The organism is Streptomyces viridochromogenes (assembly GCF_001270495.1).
Lineage (GTDB): Bacteria > Actinomycetota > Actinomycetes > Streptomycetales > Streptomycetaceae > Streptomyces > Streptomyces viridochromogenes_A.
On sequence record NZ_LGUR01000207.1, the window covers coordinates 102,742 to 118,053 of the forward strand.

17 protein-coding genes are annotated in these 15,312 nt (G+C 70.3%); 8 read left to right on the top strand and 9 right to left on the bottom strand.

What is annotated here, in order from left to right; translation table 11 throughout:
* The first annotated feature begins 178 nt into the window (after nt 1-178).
* Nucleotides 179-649, top strand: a complete 471-nt coding sequence (locus ADK36_RS25665) for a DUF5709 domain-containing protein (RefSeq protein ID WP_048580423.1) — start codon at nt 179-181, stop codon at nt 647-649.
* 132 nt (nt 650-781) lie between these two features.
* Nucleotides 782-1,042, top strand: coding sequence for a type B 50S ribosomal protein L31 (locus tag ADK36_RS25670; protein WP_048580424.1), 261 nt, complete (start codon nt 782-784; stop codon nt 1,040-1,042).
* 122 nt (nt 1,043-1,164) lie between these two features.
* On the opposite strand, the gene ADK36_RS25675 is transcribed toward ADK36_RS25670, so the two are convergent.
* Nucleotides 1,165-1,959 (bottom strand): metal-dependent hydrolase, encoded by a 795-nt coding sequence (locus ADK36_RS25675; RefSeq protein WP_030047223.1) that lies wholly within the window; start codon nt 1,957-1,959, stop codon nt 1,165-1,167.
* A gap of 145 nt (nt 1,960-2,104) precedes the next feature.
* Here ADK36_RS25675 and ADK36_RS25680 point away from each other — a divergent pair, with 145 nt between their 5' ends.
* A complete protein-coding gene (locus ADK36_RS25680) occupies nt 2,105-4,618 on the top strand; it encodes a DEAD/DEAH box helicase (RefSeq protein WP_048580425.1) in 2,514 nt (837 codons plus the stop codon).
* Nucleotides 4,619-4,646: 28 nt separating this feature from the next.
* Nucleotides 4,647-5,516 (top strand): acyl-CoA thioesterase, encoded by an 870-nt coding sequence (locus ADK36_RS25685; RefSeq protein ID WP_048580426.1) that lies wholly within the window; start codon nt 4,647-4,649, stop codon nt 5,514-5,516.
* On the opposite strand, the gene ADK36_RS25690 is transcribed toward ADK36_RS25685, so the two are convergent.
* Both ADK36_RS25690 and ADK36_RS25695 read right to left on the bottom strand, forming a co-directional pair.
* The gene (locus ADK36_RS25690) at nt 5,503-6,489 is read right to left on the bottom strand and encodes a DUF6397 family protein (protein WP_048580427.1); all 987 of its coding nucleotides are present in this window, start codon (nt 6,487-6,489) and stop codon (nt 5,503-5,505) included. The two genes, ADK36_RS25685 and ADK36_RS25690, sit on opposite strands and share 14 nt — an antisense overlap.
* A gap of 138 nt (nt 6,490-6,627) precedes the next feature.
* Nucleotides 6,628-7,041, bottom strand: a complete 414-nt coding sequence (locus ADK36_RS25695; RefSeq protein WP_048580428.1) for a roadblock/LC7 domain-containing protein — start codon at nt 7,039-7,041, stop codon at nt 6,628-6,630.
* Nucleotides 7,042-7,138: 97 nt separating this feature from the next.
* Between ADK36_RS25695 and ADK36_RS25700 the strand changes: the two genes are divergently transcribed.
* Nucleotides 7,139-7,567: a PPOX class F420-dependent oxidoreductase gene (locus ADK36_RS25700; protein WP_048580429.1), complete on the top strand. Its 429-nt coding sequence runs from the start codon at nt 7,139-7,141 to the stop codon at nt 7,565-7,567.
* 51 nt (nt 7,568-7,618) lie between these two features.
* On the opposite strand, the gene ADK36_RS25705 is transcribed toward ADK36_RS25700, so the two are convergent.
* The 5 genes from ADK36_RS25705 to ADK36_RS25725 all read right to left on the bottom strand — a co-directional run bounded on the left by ADK36_RS25705 (nt 7,619) and on the right by ADK36_RS25725 (nt 12,618).
* Complete coding sequence (locus ADK36_RS25705; protein WP_048580430.1) at nt 7,619-8,224, bottom strand: GTP-binding protein; 606 nt, start codon at nt 8,222-8,224, stop codon at nt 7,619-7,621.
* Nucleotides 8,225-8,343: 119 nt separating this feature from the next.
* Nucleotides 8,344-8,757: a DUF742 domain-containing protein gene (locus tag ADK36_RS25710; RefSeq protein WP_048580431.1), complete on the bottom strand. Its 414-nt coding sequence runs from the start codon at nt 8,755-8,757 to the stop codon at nt 8,344-8,346.
* 22 nt (nt 8,758-8,779) lie between these two features.
* Nucleotides 8,780-9,217 (bottom strand): roadblock/LC7 domain-containing protein, encoded by a 438-nt coding sequence (locus ADK36_RS25715; RefSeq protein WP_048580432.1) that lies wholly within the window; start codon nt 9,215-9,217, stop codon nt 8,780-8,782.
* Nucleotides 9,214-11,778 (bottom strand): sensor histidine kinase, encoded by a 2,565-nt coding sequence (locus tag ADK36_RS25720; RefSeq protein WP_053199221.1) that lies wholly within the window; start codon nt 11,776-11,778, stop codon nt 9,214-9,216. Before ADK36_RS25720 ends, ADK36_RS25715 begins: the two co-directional genes overlap by 4 nt.
* Nucleotides 11,779-11,844: 66 nt before the next feature.
* Nucleotides 11,845-12,618 carry an MHYT domain-containing protein gene (locus ADK36_RS25725; RefSeq protein WP_053199222.1) on the bottom strand — a complete coding sequence of 258 codons (774 nt, stop codon included), beginning with the start codon at nt 12,616-12,618 and terminating at the stop codon, nt 11,845-11,847.
* Nucleotides 12,619-12,770: 152 nt separating this feature from the next.
* On the opposite strand from ADK36_RS25725, the gene ADK36_RS25730 reads away from it, so the two are divergent.
* Nucleotides 12,771-13,370 (top strand): class I SAM-dependent methyltransferase, encoded by a 600-nt coding sequence (locus ADK36_RS25730; protein WP_053199296.1) that lies wholly within the window; start codon nt 12,771-12,773, stop codon nt 13,368-13,370.
* A gap of 10 nt (nt 13,371-13,380) precedes the next feature.
* Here the strand turns inward: ADK36_RS25730 and ADK36_RS25735 are convergent, their stop codons facing one another.
* A complete protein-coding gene (locus tag ADK36_RS25735; RefSeq protein ID WP_053199224.1) occupies nt 13,381-14,130 on the bottom strand; it encodes an alpha/beta fold hydrolase in 750 nt (249 codons plus the stop codon).
* Nucleotides 14,131-14,256: 126 nt separating this feature from the next.
* Here ADK36_RS25735 and ADK36_RS25740 point away from each other — a divergent pair, with 126 nt between their 5' ends.
* On the top strand, nt 14,257-14,781 hold the full coding sequence (locus ADK36_RS25740; RefSeq protein ID WP_048580436.1) for a PadR family transcriptional regulator: 525 nt from the start codon (nt 14,257-14,259) through the stop codon (nt 14,779-14,781).
* A gap of 212 nt (nt 14,782-14,993) precedes the next feature.
* Nucleotides 14,994-15,308 carry a hypothetical protein gene (locus ADK36_RS25745; protein ID WP_048580437.1) on the top strand — a complete coding sequence of 105 codons (315 nt, stop codon included), beginning with the start codon at nt 14,994-14,996 and terminating at the stop codon, nt 15,306-15,308.
* The last annotated feature ends 4 nt before the right edge of the window (nt 15,309-15,312 follow it).

The window sequence follows — 15,312 nt, forward strand, 5'->3', positions numbered from 1 at the left end:
AGCGCACCCGTGCCGTTGCGCCGGGGCGAAAAGGGGTGGAAGGCTGGATAGCGGCACCGGTTCGGGGAGCACCCGCGAACCACGCGGTTCGCGCCGGGTGCGACCTGTGCCCCGCGCTACGGCGGCCCGGCGCCGACCGCGGTGAGTTCGGGCCTGTCCCCACCACCTGGAGGTACCCGTGAACAGCGCCGACGGATGGGGTGACGACGTCTACCAGCCCGACGCATCCGATCAACGTGAGGACACAGGGCTGCTCGACGCGGAGGACACCCTGGAGAACGACGGCGTCGACGACCCCCTGGACCGGGGCTGGTCCCCTCCGGACAGACCGCTTGCGGTGGAGCACAGCGGTGTCACGGCCGCCGAGCGACACCAGGGCGAGACCCTCGACCAGCGGCTCGCGGAGGAGCAGCCCGACCTGGTCGCCCCCGACGGCGACGGCCTCGGCGACGCCGATGGCACCGACGGGGAACTCCTCGACAACGAAGTCGGCGCTCTGCGCTCCGGCCGGCTCGTGGCACCCGACGAAGGCGCCCACGAGGACGAGGAGAGCGCCCTCGTCGCGAGGGACGTGGGCATCGACGGCGCGGCGGCGTCCGCCGAGGAGGCCGCCATGCACATCGTCGACGAGGACGCCCTGTCCGGCTGACGCCGGTGGTCCCGGCGGTTCCGGCGCAGCCGATCCCCGCAGCCCCTGCGCCGCAGTCCCCGCGCCCTCGGCCGCACGCCATCGGCCCTTGCCGGTGGCCTCCACCAAGGCCCCCGCACACGAGGAGCTCGCATGCAGCAGGACAAGCACCCCGACTACCACGAGGTCGTCTTCCGCGACCGCGCCGCAGGCTACGCCTTCCTCACGCGGTCCACCGCGACCAGCGACCAGACCATCGAGTGGGACGACGGCGAGACCTACCCGGTCGTGGACGTCGAGATCTCCTCGGAGAGCCACCCCTTCTACACCGGCAAGGCCCGCACGGTGGACACCGAGGGCCGCGTCGCGGCCTTCGAACGGCGCTTCGGCGGCGGGGCGGGACAGGACGGCTGATCCGGGGAGCGCACCGGAGCCCCGTGGCGTCGTCCGACCACTCGGTGCCGTCGACGGATCGCCGGCGTGCGCGTCACCAGCGTGCGAGTCGCCAGCGGGGCGAAGTGGAGTCCGCCACCCGCTCAGATCACGTTGAGCGCCGCGGCGCAGCCCACTCCGCCGAGCACCATGAACACCGGCATCAGCACCTTGAGCTCGACCCAGCTGCCTGCCCGGAAACGCATGGCCTTGGGCGGGCCCAGCGGGTACCAGCGCTTGCGGCCCACCGGGATCGGCCACAGGATCGGGCAGCCGGACACCGTCAGCGCGTCCCCGATGTCGTGCACCAGCGCGCCCAGCACGATCGGCAGCCCCAGCCACAGATACTCCTGGCCCGGCGCCGTGAACAGCCAGTCCGAGCCGTTGCCCGGCTTGTCCAGCACGCCCGCGAGGATCCACGCACTGGTCGCCGCCAGCAGCCAGACCAGGACGTCGCTGCTGGATCCCCGGGCCGCCCGCCACAGCAGACCTTCGATGGCGAGCACCATGTGCGCGAAGAGGATCGCCAGCACCGCCCAACGGCCACCGGTGATCGCCAGGACCGAGGCGCCGCCGCCGATCATGACGGCCCACAGCCAGGTGTGCGTGAGTGTGCGGTGCCCACCGGAGCGACGCGGGTCGCCCTGCTTCTTCGTCGCTTTGTAGACGGCGTACGACAGCTTGTCGACGATCTCGCACAGCCAGCGCGACAGCGGTCCGAAGGCCCGCGAGATGGTGGCCGCCTTGTGATCGAGGTCCGGGGCCAGGGCGGCTCCGGCGCAGATCAGCGCGCCGACGAGGAGGACCGGCCAGGGCATCCCGTGCCCGGCAGCGGTGGCCGCCGCTCCGACACCGAGCCAGGCGGCAGCCCCCGACAGTGAGTGTGCTGGTCCCATCATCGCCGTTGCCCGCCCCATTCCTCGTGTGCCGCTGTCCAGTTGACCGGGTTCGCTGACGTGTCGTCGGCGACACAGCGTAGCGTTCGCGATCTTCGTGCTCGCATCCGATTCCCCTGTGAGGGAGGAGGGCAGGCAAGATGGGTGGGTGACCCTCATCGATCAGCTGCCGCCGAACGCCGACCCCGACGCCCTCTACGAAGCCTTCGAGTCGTGGGCGGAGGAGCGCGGCCTCACGCTCTACCCCCACCAGGAGGAAGCGCTGATCGAGGTGGTCTCCGGCGCGAACGTGATCGTGTCGACACCCACCGGCTCCGGCAAGAGCATGATCGCCGCGGGCGCCCACTTCGCCGCCCTGGCCCGGGACGAGGTCACTTTCTACACCGCTCCGATCAAGGCGCTGGTCTCGGAGAAGTTCTTCGAGCTGTGCAAGATCTTCGGCACCGAGAATGTCGGCATGCTGACCGGTGACGCGTCCGTCAACGCCGACGCACCGGTCATCTGCTGTACCGCCGAAGTGCTCGCGTCGATCGCGCTGCGCGACGGCAAGGACGCGGACGTCGGCCAGGTCGTCATGGACGAGTTCCACTTCTACGCGGAGGGCGACCGCGGCTGGGCCTGGCAGATCCCGATCCTGGAGCTGCCGCAGGCACAGTTCATCCTGATGTCGGCCACGCTCGGCGACGTCTCGATGTTCGAGAACGACCTCACCCGGCGCACCGGCCGCCCGACATCGGTGGTCCGCTCGGCCACCCGCCCCGTGCCGCTGTCCTACGAGTACAAGTTCACCCCGCTCACCGAGACCCTGACCGAACTGCTGGAGACCAAGCAGGCACCGGTCTACATCGTGCACTTCACCCAGGCTCAGGCCGTGGAGCGGGCGCAGGCGCTGATGAGCATCAACATGTGCTCGCGCGAGGAGAAGGACCAGATCGCCGAGCTGATCGGCAATTTCCGCTTCACCACCAAGTTCGGCCGCAACCTCTCCCGCTACGTGCGGCACGGAATCGGCGTGCATCACGCCGGCATGCTGCCGAAGTACCGGCGCCTGGTGGAGAAGCTCGCGCAGGCCGGTCTGCTGAAGGTCATCTGCGGCACCGACACGCTCGGCGTGGGCGTCAACGTTCCCATCCGCACCGTGCTGTTCACGGCGCTGACCAAGTACGACGGCAACCGCGTCCGCACGCTGCGTGCCCGCGAGTTCCACCAGATCGCCGGCCGCGCCGGGCGGGCCGGCTTCGACACGGCGGGCTTCGTCGTGGCCCAGGCACCCGAGCACGTCATCGAGAACGAGAAGGCACTCGCCAAGGCCGGCGACGACCCGAAGAAGCGCCGCAAGGTCGTCCGCAAGAAGGCGCCAGAGGGCTTCGTCGCCTGGACGGAGAACACCTTCGAGAAGCTCATCGCCTCCGAACCGGAGCCGCTGACCTCCCGCTTCCGGGTGACGCACACCATGCTGCTGTCGGTGATCGCCCGACCCGGCAACGCCTTCGCGGCGATGCGGCACCTGCTGGAGGACAACCACGAGCCGCGCAAGCAGCAGCTGCGGCACATCCGGCGCGCGATCGCCATCTACCGATCGCTGCTGGACGGCGGCATCGTCGAGAAGCTCGACGAGCCCGACGCCACGGGCCGCATCGTCCGCCTCACCGTCGACCTCCAGCAGGACTTCGCGCTCAACCAGCCACTGTCGACCTTCGCGCTGGCCGCGTTCGAGCTGCTGGACCCGGAGTCGCCGTCCTACGCCCTGGACATGGTGTCCGTCATCGAGTCCACCCTGGACGACCCGCGGCAGATCCTCGTAGCCCAGCTGAACAAGGCGAAGGGCGAGGCCGTCGCCGCCATGAAGGCGGACGGCGTCGAGTACGAGGAGCGCATGGAACGCCTCCAGGACATCAGCTACCCCAAGCCGCTGGAGGAGCTGCTCTTCCACGCCTACAACACGTACCGCAAGAGCCACCCGTGGGTCGGCGACCACCCCCTTTCGCCGAAGTCCGTCATCCGGGACATGTACGAACGGGCGCTGACCTTCACGGAGTTGGTGTCCTTCTACGAGCTGGCCCGCACCGAGGGCATCGTGCTGCGCTACCTCGCCGGCGCCTACAAGACCCTCGACCACAACATCCCGGACGACCTCAAGTCCGAGGACCTTCAGGACCTGATCGAGTGGCTCGGCGAGATGGTGCGCCAGGTCGACTCCAGCCTGCTCGACGAGTGGGAGCAGCTCGCCAACCCGGAGGAGATGACGGCCGAGGAGGCCCAGGAGAAGGCGGACGAGGTCAAGCCGGTCACCACCAACGCGCGTGCCTTTCGCGTCCTCGTCCGCAACGCCATGTTCCGCCGCGTAGAACTCGCCGCGCTCGACCAGGTCGAGGAGCTGGGCGAGATGGATGCCGAGGCCGGCTGGGACGCCGATGCCTGGGGTGAGGCGATGGACAAGTACTGGGACGAGTACGAGGACGTCGGCACCGGACCTGACGCCCGCGGCCCGAAGCTGCTGGTGATCGAGGAGGAACCGGCGAACCGCCTGTGGCGCGTCCGCCAGATCTTCGACGACCCGAACGGCGACCACGACTGGGGCATCAGCGCGGAGGTCGACCTCACCGCCTCCGACGCGGAAGGCCGCGCGGTGGTCCGAGTCACCGACGTAGGCCAACTGTGAGCGCTGTGAGCACAGGAGAATCTCACCCATGACGACGAACCCGGCCGAGAGGCTCGTGGATCTGCTCGACCTGGAGCAGATCGAGGTCAACATCTTCCGTGGCCGCAGCCCGCAGGAGTCACTGCAGCGGGTCTTCGGCGGCCAGGTGGCGGGCCAGGCGCTGGTCGCCGCCGCGCGCACCACGGACGGCGACCGTCCGGTGCACTCGCTGCACGCGTACTTCCTGCGCCCGGGGCGGCCGGGTGTGCCGATCGTGTACCAGGTCGAACGGGTGCGGGACGGCAGGTCGTTCACGACCCGCCGGGTCACCGCCGTGCAGCAGGGCCGCACGATCTTCAATCTCACCGCCTCCTTTCACAAGCCTGAACAGGGGAGCTTCGAGCACCAGCTGCCGCCGGCCCGTAAGGTCCCGGACCCGGAGTCGCTGCCGACGGTCACGGACGAGATCCGGGAGCATCTGGGCGCGCTGCCGGAGCAGTTGGAGCGGATGGCGCGCCGCCAACCCTTCGACATCCGCTATGTGGACCGGCTGCGGTGGTCCGCCGAGGAAGTCAAGGACGCGGAGCCGCGCAGCGCGGTGTGGATGCGCGCGGTCGGGCCGCTCGGTGACGACCCGGTCGTGCACACGTGCGCGCTGACCTACGCCAGTGATATGACCCTTCTGGATGCCGTGCGCATCCCGGTCGAGCCTTTGTGGGGCCCGCGGAGCTTCGACATCGCGTCGCTGGACCACGCGATGTGGTTCCACCGGCCCTTCCGCGCGGACGAGTGGTTCCTGTACGACCAGGAGTCACCGATCGCGACCGGCGGACGGGGCCTCGCTCGTGGGCGGATCTACGACCTGGAGGGACGGCTGCTGGTGTCCGTCGTCCAGGAGGGGCTGTTCAGGTCGTTGTAGCCCGGCGAGTTCTGCGACGGAGCCTGCCCAGGAAGCCGCGTGGCGGTTGCGGCTCCTCGGGCCGTTCCGGATTGTCGGGCCGACCCGGCTTCTCCGATCGTCCCGGAGCCTCGGCCCGACTCGGCTCCTCGGTCCGGGACGGACCGACGTGCCCTCGATGCTCGGGAGCCGGGGCCCGTTTCGCCGTGGGACGCGGCGCGGGCCGCCTCTCGCGCGCCTCCGCCAGAACCGCCGCCAGGTCGGCCCGCAGCAGGCTGATCTCGTCCGGGTCGTCCGCCGTCATGATCCTTTCGGCGATGAGGGCGGCGGGCGAACCCGGTGCACCGGATGCCGGCGGCCCTGGCCGGAAGCGGATCAGATGGGAACGCTCATAGGGGTCGGGCACGATCTCCCCGACCTGGACGGGGTCGAGGAAGGCGGCCACTGCGCCGGCGCTCTCCCACGGGTCTTCGGCCAGTCGCAGCAAGAATCCCCGATGGCGGCCACGCCAGTTGCGCGGCCGCAGGTCCAGGCCCGCGTCCAGCAGGCCGCGCGGCCCTTCGGGCATACGCCGGGCGTTCAGCAAAGGCGCGTTCTTCTCGTCGGCGGCGAACTGCTTCAGCTCGTCGGCCAAGTACAGCCAGACCACGGCTCGGTAGCGGTTGAGGTACCACTTCACCGGTGCGACCACGCCCAGACGTGCGAGGCGCGTGAACCTTCCGGCGGACACATTCATGACGTCCGCGCCCTCCGTCGTGCCCACCACCCGCACGCGGTCCTGCAACGACTCGGGAACTCCGTCCCCCGTACGCAGCCGATCGATCTCGGACCGTGGGACGCGCCTGCCCCCGCCTCCTTCGTCAGGAACGGTCCGGATGAGTCCGAGGTGGACGGCGAGGTCCAACTCGCCTCGCTTCAGTCCCAGTTCCCGGGCCGCTCGACTCGGTGTGAAGGCGAGAGGCGGGTGCGGTGTCGTGATGGTGTCGGCTGACATGGTCGGTCTCCCCCGTGGAGTCGGTGGCTCACGCTCCGTGCGCTCGCCGTGACAAAACCGTAGCCGCTTTGCCGGATCTCGTGGCGGGCCTGTGGATAACTCCAGGGAGGATGACGAACCAGCAGGTCAGAGGACAGGTCAGAGGTCTGTGAGCGATGTCCGTTCGGGCTGTCGGGCATCCACGTCGAGGTGCTCGCCGACCCGGTTGACGAGCAGGGTCATCTCGTAGGCGATCTGGCCGATGTCGGCTTCCGCGCCGCTGAGCACGCACAGACAGCTGCCGGTGCCCGCCGCGGTGACGAACAGCACGGCGTCGTCGAACTCGACCATCGTCTGGCGGACTCTGCCCGCGCCGAAGTGCCGTCCCGAGCCCTTGGCCAGGCTGTGCAGTCCGGACGAGACGGCGGCGAGGTGCTCGGCGTCCTCGCGTCGCAGTCCCGTGCTCGCACCCGTCACCAGACCGTCGTTGGACAGCACCAACGCGTGTCGCACGTGATCGACGCGCTCCGTCAGGTCGTCCAGGAGCCAGCCGAGTCCCTGGTTCTGCGCCATGATCCGGTCTCCCCGTGTAGATGTCTCCCCCTGCGCCGGAGGATCTCTTCGTCACCCTCCCCGACGATCCGGCCCACAAGCAAGGAGGATGGAAGGCATGGCGCAGAAGATGACCGATGAGGAATGGCGGGCGTTCGTCTCGCACGGCACACGCACCGCGAAGCTCTCGACCGTGCGAGCCGACGGGAGTCCACATGTGACGCCGATCTGGTTCGTGCTCGACGGGGACGACGTGGTCTTCAACACGGGCAAGTCGAGTGTGAAGGGCCGCAATCTGGCCCGTGACGGCCGGGTGGCGCTGTGCGTGGACGACGACCGGCCACCGTACGACTTCGTGGTGGTGCAGGGCCGAGCCCGAGTTTCGGAGGATCTGGAGGAGCTGAGGCACTGGGCCGGTCGGATCGGGGCCCGCTACATGGGCGAGGAGCGCGCGGAGGAGTTCGGGGCCCGCAACGGTGTCCCGGGTGAACTCCTCGTCCGCGTCTCGATCGACAAGGTACTGGCGGAGAAGGGCGTCGCCGACTGACAGCCTGCCGAACACCGGCCGAACACCGGAGCCGACGGCGAAGAAGACCAGTCAGCCCACGGAGTTGAGCAGCCGGGCGGTGTGCATCCGCCCGGCGTACTCGACGAGTCGGATCAACACCTCCTTCCCCGAATCGCGGTCCCGGGCATCACAGAGCACCACGGGAGTTCCCTGGTCCAGGTCTAGGGCGCGCGAGACGTCATGGGCGCCGTACGTCCTGGCGCCCGCGAAGCAGTTGACGGCCACGACGAACGGGATGTGGCGGTGCTCGAAGTAGTCCACCGCCGGGAAGCAGTCCTCCAGGCGCCGGGTGTCCGCCAGGACCACGGCGCCCAGGGCTCCTTGCGACAGCTCGTCCCACAGGAACCAGAAGCGGTCCTGACCGGGGGTGCCGAAGAGGTAGAGGGACAGGCCGGAGCGGATGGTGATGCGCCCGAAGTCCATGGCGACCGTCGTGGTGACCTTCTGGTTCACGCCGTCGGTGTCGTCCACCAGCTGCCCGGCTTCACTGAGCAGTTCCTCGGTGCGCAGCGGCCTGATCTCACTGACCGCGCCCACCAGGGTGGTCTTGCCCACGCCGAATCCACCGGCGACCAGGATCTTCAACGCCAGCGCGGCGGTCTCGCCGTCGGAGGCGTCGGGGTGCTCGGAGACCATCGATCACTTCTCTCGGGAGTACCGGCATCGGTCGACGTCACGGTGCGAAGTCAGCATCATGACAACTGCGGCTGCCTTTCGTGGGATTGGACCGCTTTTGGCTGGTTCTGAAAGGTCGTCTACAGGGCCCGCAAGCCTTCGATCACCTCGCGCAGAATCCGTTCGTCAGGAAGCTGCGCGGGCGGTACCGGACGGCTGACGGTGACGCAGCCCAGTTCCAGGAGGTCGCCCAGGAGCACCCTGACGACCCCCACGGGCAGATCTGCGCCCGCGGCGAGTTCCGCGACCGACTGCGTCTCCGGTCGGCAGAGCTCGACAAGGGCCCGGTGTTCCGGCCCGAGCGCGGTGTCGTCGTCGGCACCCGGCGCGGCCGCGGCCAACGTGACGAGGGCGATCAGATCGAACCGCACCCCGGTGGGACCGGGTTTGGTGCGTCCGCCCGTCATGGCGTACGGACGGACGAGGGGCCCGGCCTCGTTGTCGTACCACTGGCTGCCCTGCTCGCGCGGGTCGGCTGTCGTGTCCTCGGTCATGTGCGCGGCCCGCCCTTCCGGCTCATCCCGCGGCGGGCGGCCGCGTGGCGGCGCGCGGCGGTGTGTAGAGGTGCTCGCCGACGCGCTTGACCAGTCGTGCCATCTCGTACGCCACCAGTCCGATGTCGGCGGTCACGGCGGTGAGGACGGCGAGACAGGAGCCGTCGCCCGCGGCCGCCACGAACAGGAAGGCGTCGTCCATCTCCACCATGGTCTGACGCACCCCGCCGGCGCCGAAATGCCGGCCCGCTCCCTTGGCCAGACTGTGGAAGCCGGAGGCCACCGCGGCGAGGTGTTCGGCGTCCTCACGGCGGAGACCGGTCGACGCGCCCACGGCGAGCCCGTCGTTGGACAGCACCACGGCGTGCCGCACCTCACTCACCCGCACCACCAGGTCGTCCAGCAGCCAGTCGAGTTCACCGGACCGCTGGGCGGCCCTCATGCTCGGATCCTGGATCATGCGAGATCTCCTTCGCTACTGTCGCTGTGCGCTGTGTAATCGGGCGTGCCACGGCGGCCGGGCTGCCTGCCGCCGCCGCGCGTCCAGCCGTCGCGGTAGGCCGCCATGCGGTCCCTGACGAGTTCGGGGGTGCGCCGGTCGTCGTCGTGGGAGGTGGCGGCCCCCGGCTGCTCCTCGTGGCGCCCCTCGCGCAGTTGAGGGGCGAGACTTGCCTGCCGTACGCGGCGTGGGAGGTCGTCGGAGGCTTCGGAGTTGTCCGGAGGTCGGTGCAGTCGCAAGGTGGTGACTCCGGGGGGTGGGGTGTCGGTCTGGGTCTCCGCCGCGGCAGGTGCGGCCGGTGCGGGAGCCACCAGCGCGGGCCGGTCGGCGACCGCGTGCACGGACTCCTGACGCCGGTCCGTGACGACACGCACGGAGTTCTGGTGCCGGTCGGCGGCGGGCACGCGCGCGTAGTCGCGCCCGGCAGATCGTTCGGAGTCTGCCGTCTTCTCGCCGGAACGTTCCGCCGTGGCGCTGTGCAGCAGGGCTGTGGGCAGCAGGACCACGGCGGTGGTGCCGCCGTAGGGCGACGTGCGCAGGTGCACCTTGATGCCGTGCCGGGACGCGAGCCTGCTGACCACGAAGAGGCCGAGCCGGTCGCTGTCGAACAGGTCGAGCGCTTCGGACTGTTCGATGCGCCGGTTGGCCTCCGTGAGCGTCTCCTTGCCCATGCCGAGACCTCGGTCCTCGACCTCGACCGCGTAACCGTTGCCGACGGGCTCTCCGGTGACGCGCACGCGCGTGTGAGGAGGCGAGAACTGGGCCGCGTTCTCGATGATCTCGGCCAGGAGGTGGGTGAGGTCGGCGACGGCCGCGCCGATGACGGCCGCCTCGGGGAGCTGTCGTACCTCCACGCGCGCGTAGTCCTCGACTTCGGAGACGGCCGCGCGGACCACGTTGGTCAAGGAGACCGGCATCCGCCAGGCCCTCCCGGGCGCCGCCCCGGAGAGGATGATCAAGCTCTCCGCGTGGCGTCGCATACGGGTGGTGAGGTGGTCCAGACGGAAGAGGTCGCTCAGTTCGTTCGGGTCGTCGGAGCGCCGCTCCATGCTGTCCAGCAGGCTGAGTTGACGGTGCACGAGGACCTGGCTGCGACGGGCGAGGTTGACGAAGACACCGGAGATGCCGCTGGCGAGTTCGGCGCGCTCCACGGCGGCACGAAGTGCGGCGCGGTGGACGGTCCCCAGGGCCTCGCCGACCTGGCCGGTCTCGTCCTCGGCGGGCGGTCCGGGCGGCGCCTCGGCCCGGACGTCGATCTCCTCACCGGCACGCAGTCTCCGCATGGCCTCGGGGAGCTTGCGCCGGGCGATCTCCAGGGCGCTGTTGCGCAGGCTGACCAGCTCGACGACCAGGCCGCGGCCGATGCGCACCGAGATCACCAGCGAGGCGGCGACCGCGGCGAGGCCGAAGAGGACGGCGGCCCCGGCGGGGGTGACCAGGCCGCGGGTGAACGGGTCGGCGCGGTCCGCGACATCCCGCCCGGCGTCCTGCTCGATCGACCGCATCGCGTCCTGCACGCGTGCGTGTGCCTTGCTCCAGGTGGTCTCCGCCGCGGCGTCGATCGCTCGTACGCCCGGCGGCGTGGCGAGGACCTTGTCCTCGACGGCGGCCACGGTCGCGTAGTCGCCGCCGTCGGCGAGACGCTGCCAGGCTGCGCGTTCCGTGCCGCTCAGGTCGGCCACGGCAGACTCGGTGAGCGTACGGCGGGTGTCGACGGCGCCGGTGAACAGCCGCAAGCGCTCTCCATCGAGGCGCCCGGCGAGGCGTGCGCTGTCCAGCACCACGTCCTCCTGGGCCAACGCCTCGCCCGCGCGGGCGAATTCGAGCAGCACGCGCGCGTCGGAGCCGAGTTCGGCGTCCTGGATGCCGGTGAGGGCACCGCCCACCGAGAACGCGCTCGCGATCGTCGTCGTGTACCGCCCGTACGCCTCGTCCCAGCCCGAGCGACGGTCGAGCACGGCGCTCCGTACGGTGCTCAGCCGCTCGGCGCCGGTGACGAAGGACTCGAGTCGCCGAGCCACTCCGGTGGGGAGTTCCTCGCCGTCGGCGACGGTGTTGCGGTCGCCGAGCCGTAGCCGGGCCACCGCCTTGTCGGTGTCCTCCGCGAGCTTCTTGTACTCGTCGCTCTGGCCGGCGGACGGGTCGGTCGCATAGCGCACCGCGGACTCGCGTTCGGCCTGGAGTGCGGCCACGGCGGCCGCGGCGGGTGCCCTGATCCCGGCGTCCACGCGCTGCAACTGGCGCAGCCTGGAGACGTCCTGCGCGGTCGTGACGGTGGCGTAGGCCCAGAGGGCCAGCAGCGAGACGACCGGCACCATCAGCAGGCAGACGATCTTGGCGCGCACGGTGCGAGGCCGCATGCGCCAGCGCCCCACGCGCGTGGGTGTGTCCTCCGGCGCTACGCTCAGGGGCTCTTCCGGACCCTCGTCGGCCGGCGGTCCGGCATGGGCGCGGCGGCCGCGCACGAGGGGCGGGGACGGCGTCTCGGCGCCGGCTGCGGTGGTCCTACGGGGTGTACGCATGGCCTCCTCGCTCGGAAGTGGTTCGGGGCGTGCCGTGCCGGGGCCGTCGCCGGTCCGGATCCGCCGCTAGCCGACGAGGCTCTCGACCGGTTCCTGGGCCGACGCGGATGCCGCACGCTCCCCCGTGGTGGGTGACAGCGCGACGAAGGCCGAGGTCAGGAAGAGGTAGGACCCGAGGCCGACGGCGAGGGGGAAGATGAACTGCATCGCCGTGGCCCCGGGCAGGATCGCGCCGGCGGGTGTGACGTCCACGCTGACCGCGAACATCCCGGTGTAGTGCATGCTGCTGACCGCCGCGCCCATGATCAACGAGGCGATGGTGACGGCGACGGGCGACTTAATGTTGAGCGCCGCCCACAGGGCCGCCGTGGCCGCGACGACTGCGATCAGGACGGAGAGTCCGACGAGTACGGGGTCGTAGCTGACGTCGCCGTGGAGTCGCACCGCGGCCATACCCAGGTAGTGCATGCTCGCGACGCCGAGCCCGGTGGTGAGCCCGCCGAGGAAGAGCGCGCGGGTCCGGTCACGGCTGTAGCCGACGGCGAAGACGCCGCCGCAGACGACGGCCATGGCGACGAGGAGGCTCACGATGGTGAGCGGCACGTCGTAGCGGATGTCGGTGCCGCTGACGCTGAAGCCCAGCATGGCCACGAAGTGCATGGTCCAGATGCCGGTGCCGATGGCCGAGGCGGCGGTGATGAGCCAGTTGCGGCGCGACCGGCCGGTGGCGCCGAGCGCGCGGACGGTGCAGCGCAGGCCCAACGCGGCGCCTATGCACGCCATCACGTACGACAGCACGGGGGTCAGCCACCCGAGGGCGGCGTGGTCCAGGTGTCCCATGGCTCCGGGACGCTAGCCGGGGCAGGGGCGCGCGGTGGGGGCGCATTTCGAAAGCTGTTGGAATATGACACAGAGATGCAGCGGAACGATCGCGTCACGCTCGAACGTGTGCACAGCGGCGCCATCCGTGCCAGTGAGGAATCATGCGGAACATGAGCGACGACCACACACATGTGCAGGAGTTCTTCACGGCCCGCGCGGCAGACTGGGACAGCAAGTTCCCCGGCGACGGGCCCGCCTTCGCGGCCGCGGTCGCCGAACTGGGACTGCGCGAGGGCGACCGCGTACTCGACGCGGGCTGCGGCACCGGGCGCGCCCTGCCGCCGCTGCGTGCCGCCGTGGGGCCCTCGGGAGTGGTCCTCGGGGCCGATCTGACCCCGGCCATGCTGGAGGCCGCCACCCGGGCCGGACGCGGCGCCGACGCGCAGTTGCTGCTCGCCGACGTGGCCGCGCTGCCGTTGCGGGCGGAGTCGCTCGACGCCGTGTTCGCGGCCGGTCTCATCGCGCACCTGCCCCATCCCGCCGAGAACCTGCGGGAGTTGGCCCGCACGGTGCGCCAGGGCGGCATGCTCGCGCTGTTCCACCCGATCGGCAGGGCGGCGCTCGCGGCACGCCACGGCCGCCAGATCACCCCGGACGACCTGCGGGCCGAGCCCAACCTCCGGCCACTGCTGGCCGGTTCCGGGTGGCGCATGACGTCGTACGTCGACGAGGACGACCGTTTCCTGGTGCTGGCCACGCGGGAGTCCTGAGGTCTCAGCCCTACCCGACGACGGCTGCCACGAAGGCGTCCGGATTGTCGAGCATGATGTTGTGCCCGGCGCGGGGCACGGTCACCACGCGCACTCCGGCCGCCTCCAGAGCCTGCCTGCCCAGGAGTTCTCCGCTGAGCTCACCCTGAAGGAACACACGATCGATCGACAGCCCTTCGAGGATGTCCCGCATGACCGGCCCGGAACCGCGCCGCAGCCCCACCGCGCTGCGGTGCAGGGCCCGCGGATCGGCCAGCCGCATGGTCGCCGCCCACAGCGGCCCGACCGCGTCCAGCACGCGTGCGTACGCCCCGCCGACGAACTCCTCCTCCTCGTATGCCGTGATCCATACGCTCCCCGCGGCGGGTGGCGGCGAGGCGTCGAGGTTGGCCTCGGTGAGGACCAGCCGGGAAACGAGGTCGGGCCGCCGATGGGCCAGCACGAGGGCGACGGAGCCGCCCATGCTGTGCGCGATCAGCTCTGTGTCGCTCTCCCCCGCCGCGTCCAGGGCCGCCGCCAGGGCGTCGGCGTGATCCTCCAGCCGGTACCCGAAGTCCGCGGGCCGGTCACTGATGCCGTGGCCCGGCAGATCGACGAACAGGCTCCGTCGACCCGCGACTTCCGGCCGGGCGGCGATGTGGGCGTGGTACACGGAGGCCATCGACCCCAGTCCGTGCACGTACACGCGCGCGGGTCCAGCCCCCGCTGTTTCCGTCCAGCGGATACAGCTGCCCTTGCCGTCGAACTCGGCCTGCCTCATCGCATCCTCCCTGGAGCCTTGTCGGCCACGTTGCCAGCCCTTCGACTATATACATCGGCACCGATGCATCAAGACTTCGATGTACCCCGCCTATGATGTACAACCGATGTGAGCGAGAATGCGGGCATGCTGGAGCTCGCCATCCTCGGATTCCTCTACGACACCCCGCTCCACGGCTATGAGCTGCGCAAACGCCTTACCGCGCTGACGGGGCACGTGAAGCCGGTCGCCGAGGGCACGCTGTACCCCGCGATCAAACGGCTGGAGAAGGCGAGCCTGCTCGCCCGTGCCACGGAACCGGGCTCAGTGGCCGCTCCGCGTCACGTCCTGACGCTGACCGAGGCAGGCCGACAGGAGTTGCGCCGCCGGCTCGCCGAGCCCGACCCCCGCGACATCAGCGACGAGAACCGGTGGTTCACGCTGCTCGCCTTCCTGCGGCACCTGGACGATCCGGCCGCCCAGTCCGCCGTACTGAGGCGTCGACTGGCTTTCCTCGAAGAGCCCGCGAGCTTCTTCTACGACGGCGACCGGCCCCTGCGCGCCGAGGAGCTGGACGATCCCTTCCGACGCGGCATCCTGACCATCGCTCGGGCCACGTCCCGGACCGAACTCACCTGGCTGCGCGAGACGATCGCTTCGCTCGAAGGCTGACCACGCGCGCGTACCGGCCGGCAGCTCTCCGACGCCTCGCAAGGACACCTGGCAAAGACGCCTCACAAAGGGACCGTCCGCCGGCTCTGTTCGAACGGCTCGAAGCGCTTCACCGCGCCGTTCCCCTTCTGCCGCCGAGACTCCAACTCTACGTTGGATAGGGGAAGATGGAAGATCAGTCGGATCAGCCACGCAGGGGGAAGGCGGCCAGTATGTGGGACAGGGTGCGCAAGTTGTGGACGAGATTGCTCCGTTCCCCGCACACGGAGGAGGACACCAACAGAGCCGAGCCCACGCACAAGGACAAGCGCACGCACAATCTGTTCGAGGCCGCCGCCGTCTATGTGTCGGCCTGCGCGGAGGACGACCAGGAGCAGATCGACGAGGCCACCGGCTGGGTGTCTCCGGAGGCGCTGTCGTTCGGCGTGAGCGAGCTGGCGTGCCGGGCGGTCATCGCGCTCGCTCGGGAGCGCGACGAGTCGCCGCAGACCGTCGCCCGCACCCTCCTCGGGCTCCCGGCGGCCTGACGCT

Coding starts and splice junctions, on each gene's coding strand:
- ADK36_RS25670 (WP_048580424.1), top strand. CDS start 782: ATGCAGCAGGACAAGCACCCCGACTACCACGAGGTCGTCTTCCGCGAC.
- ADK36_RS25675 (WP_030047223.1), bottom strand. CDS start 1,959: ATGATGGGACCAGCACACTCACTGTCGGGGGCTGCCGCCTGGCTCGGT.
- ADK36_RS25685 (WP_048580426.1), top strand. CDS start 4,647: ATGACGACGAACCCGGCCGAGAGGCTCGTGGATCTGCTCGACCTGGAG.
- ADK36_RS25690 (WP_048580427.1), bottom strand. CDS start 6,489: ATGTCAGCCGACACCATCACGACACCGCACCCGCCTCTCGCCTTCACA.
- ADK36_RS25695 (WP_048580428.1), bottom strand. CDS start 7,041: ATGGCGCAGAACCAGGGACTCGGCTGGCTCCTGGACGACCTGACGGAG.
- ADK36_RS25700 (WP_048580429.1), top strand. CDS start 7,139: ATGGCGCAGAAGATGACCGATGAGGAATGGCGGGCGTTCGTCTCGCAC.
- ADK36_RS25705 (WP_048580430.1), bottom strand. CDS start 8,224: ATGGTCTCCGAGCACCCCGACGCCTCCGACGGCGAGACCGCCGCGCTG.
- ADK36_RS25710 (WP_048580431.1), bottom strand. CDS start 8,757: ATGACCGAGGACACGACAGCCGACCCGCGCGAGCAGGGCAGCCAGTGG.
- ADK36_RS25715 (WP_048580432.1), bottom strand. CDS start 9,217: ATGATCCAGGATCCGAGCATGAGGGCCGCCCAGCGGTCCGGTGAACTC.
- ADK36_RS25720 (WP_053199221.1), bottom strand. CDS start 11,778: ATGCGTACACCCCGTAGGACCACCGCAGCCGGCGCCGAGACGCCGTCC.
- ADK36_RS25725 (WP_053199222.1), bottom strand. CDS start 12,618: ATGGGACACCTGGACCACGCCGCCCTCGGGTGGCTGACCCCCGTGCTG.
- ADK36_RS25730 (WP_053199296.1), top strand. CDS start 12,771: ATGAGCGACGACCACACACATGTGCAGGAGTTCTTCACGGCCCGCGCG.
- ADK36_RS25735 (WP_053199224.1), bottom strand. CDS start 14,130: ATGAGGCAGGCCGAGTTCGACGGCAAGGGCAGCTGTATCCGCTGGACG.
- ADK36_RS25740 (WP_048580436.1), top strand. CDS start 14,257: ATGCTGGAGCTCGCCATCCTCGGATTCCTCTACGACACCCCGCTCCAC.
- ADK36_RS25745 (WP_048580437.1), top strand. CDS start 14,994: ATGTGGGACAGGGTGCGCAAGTTGTGGACGAGATTGCTCCGTTCCCCG.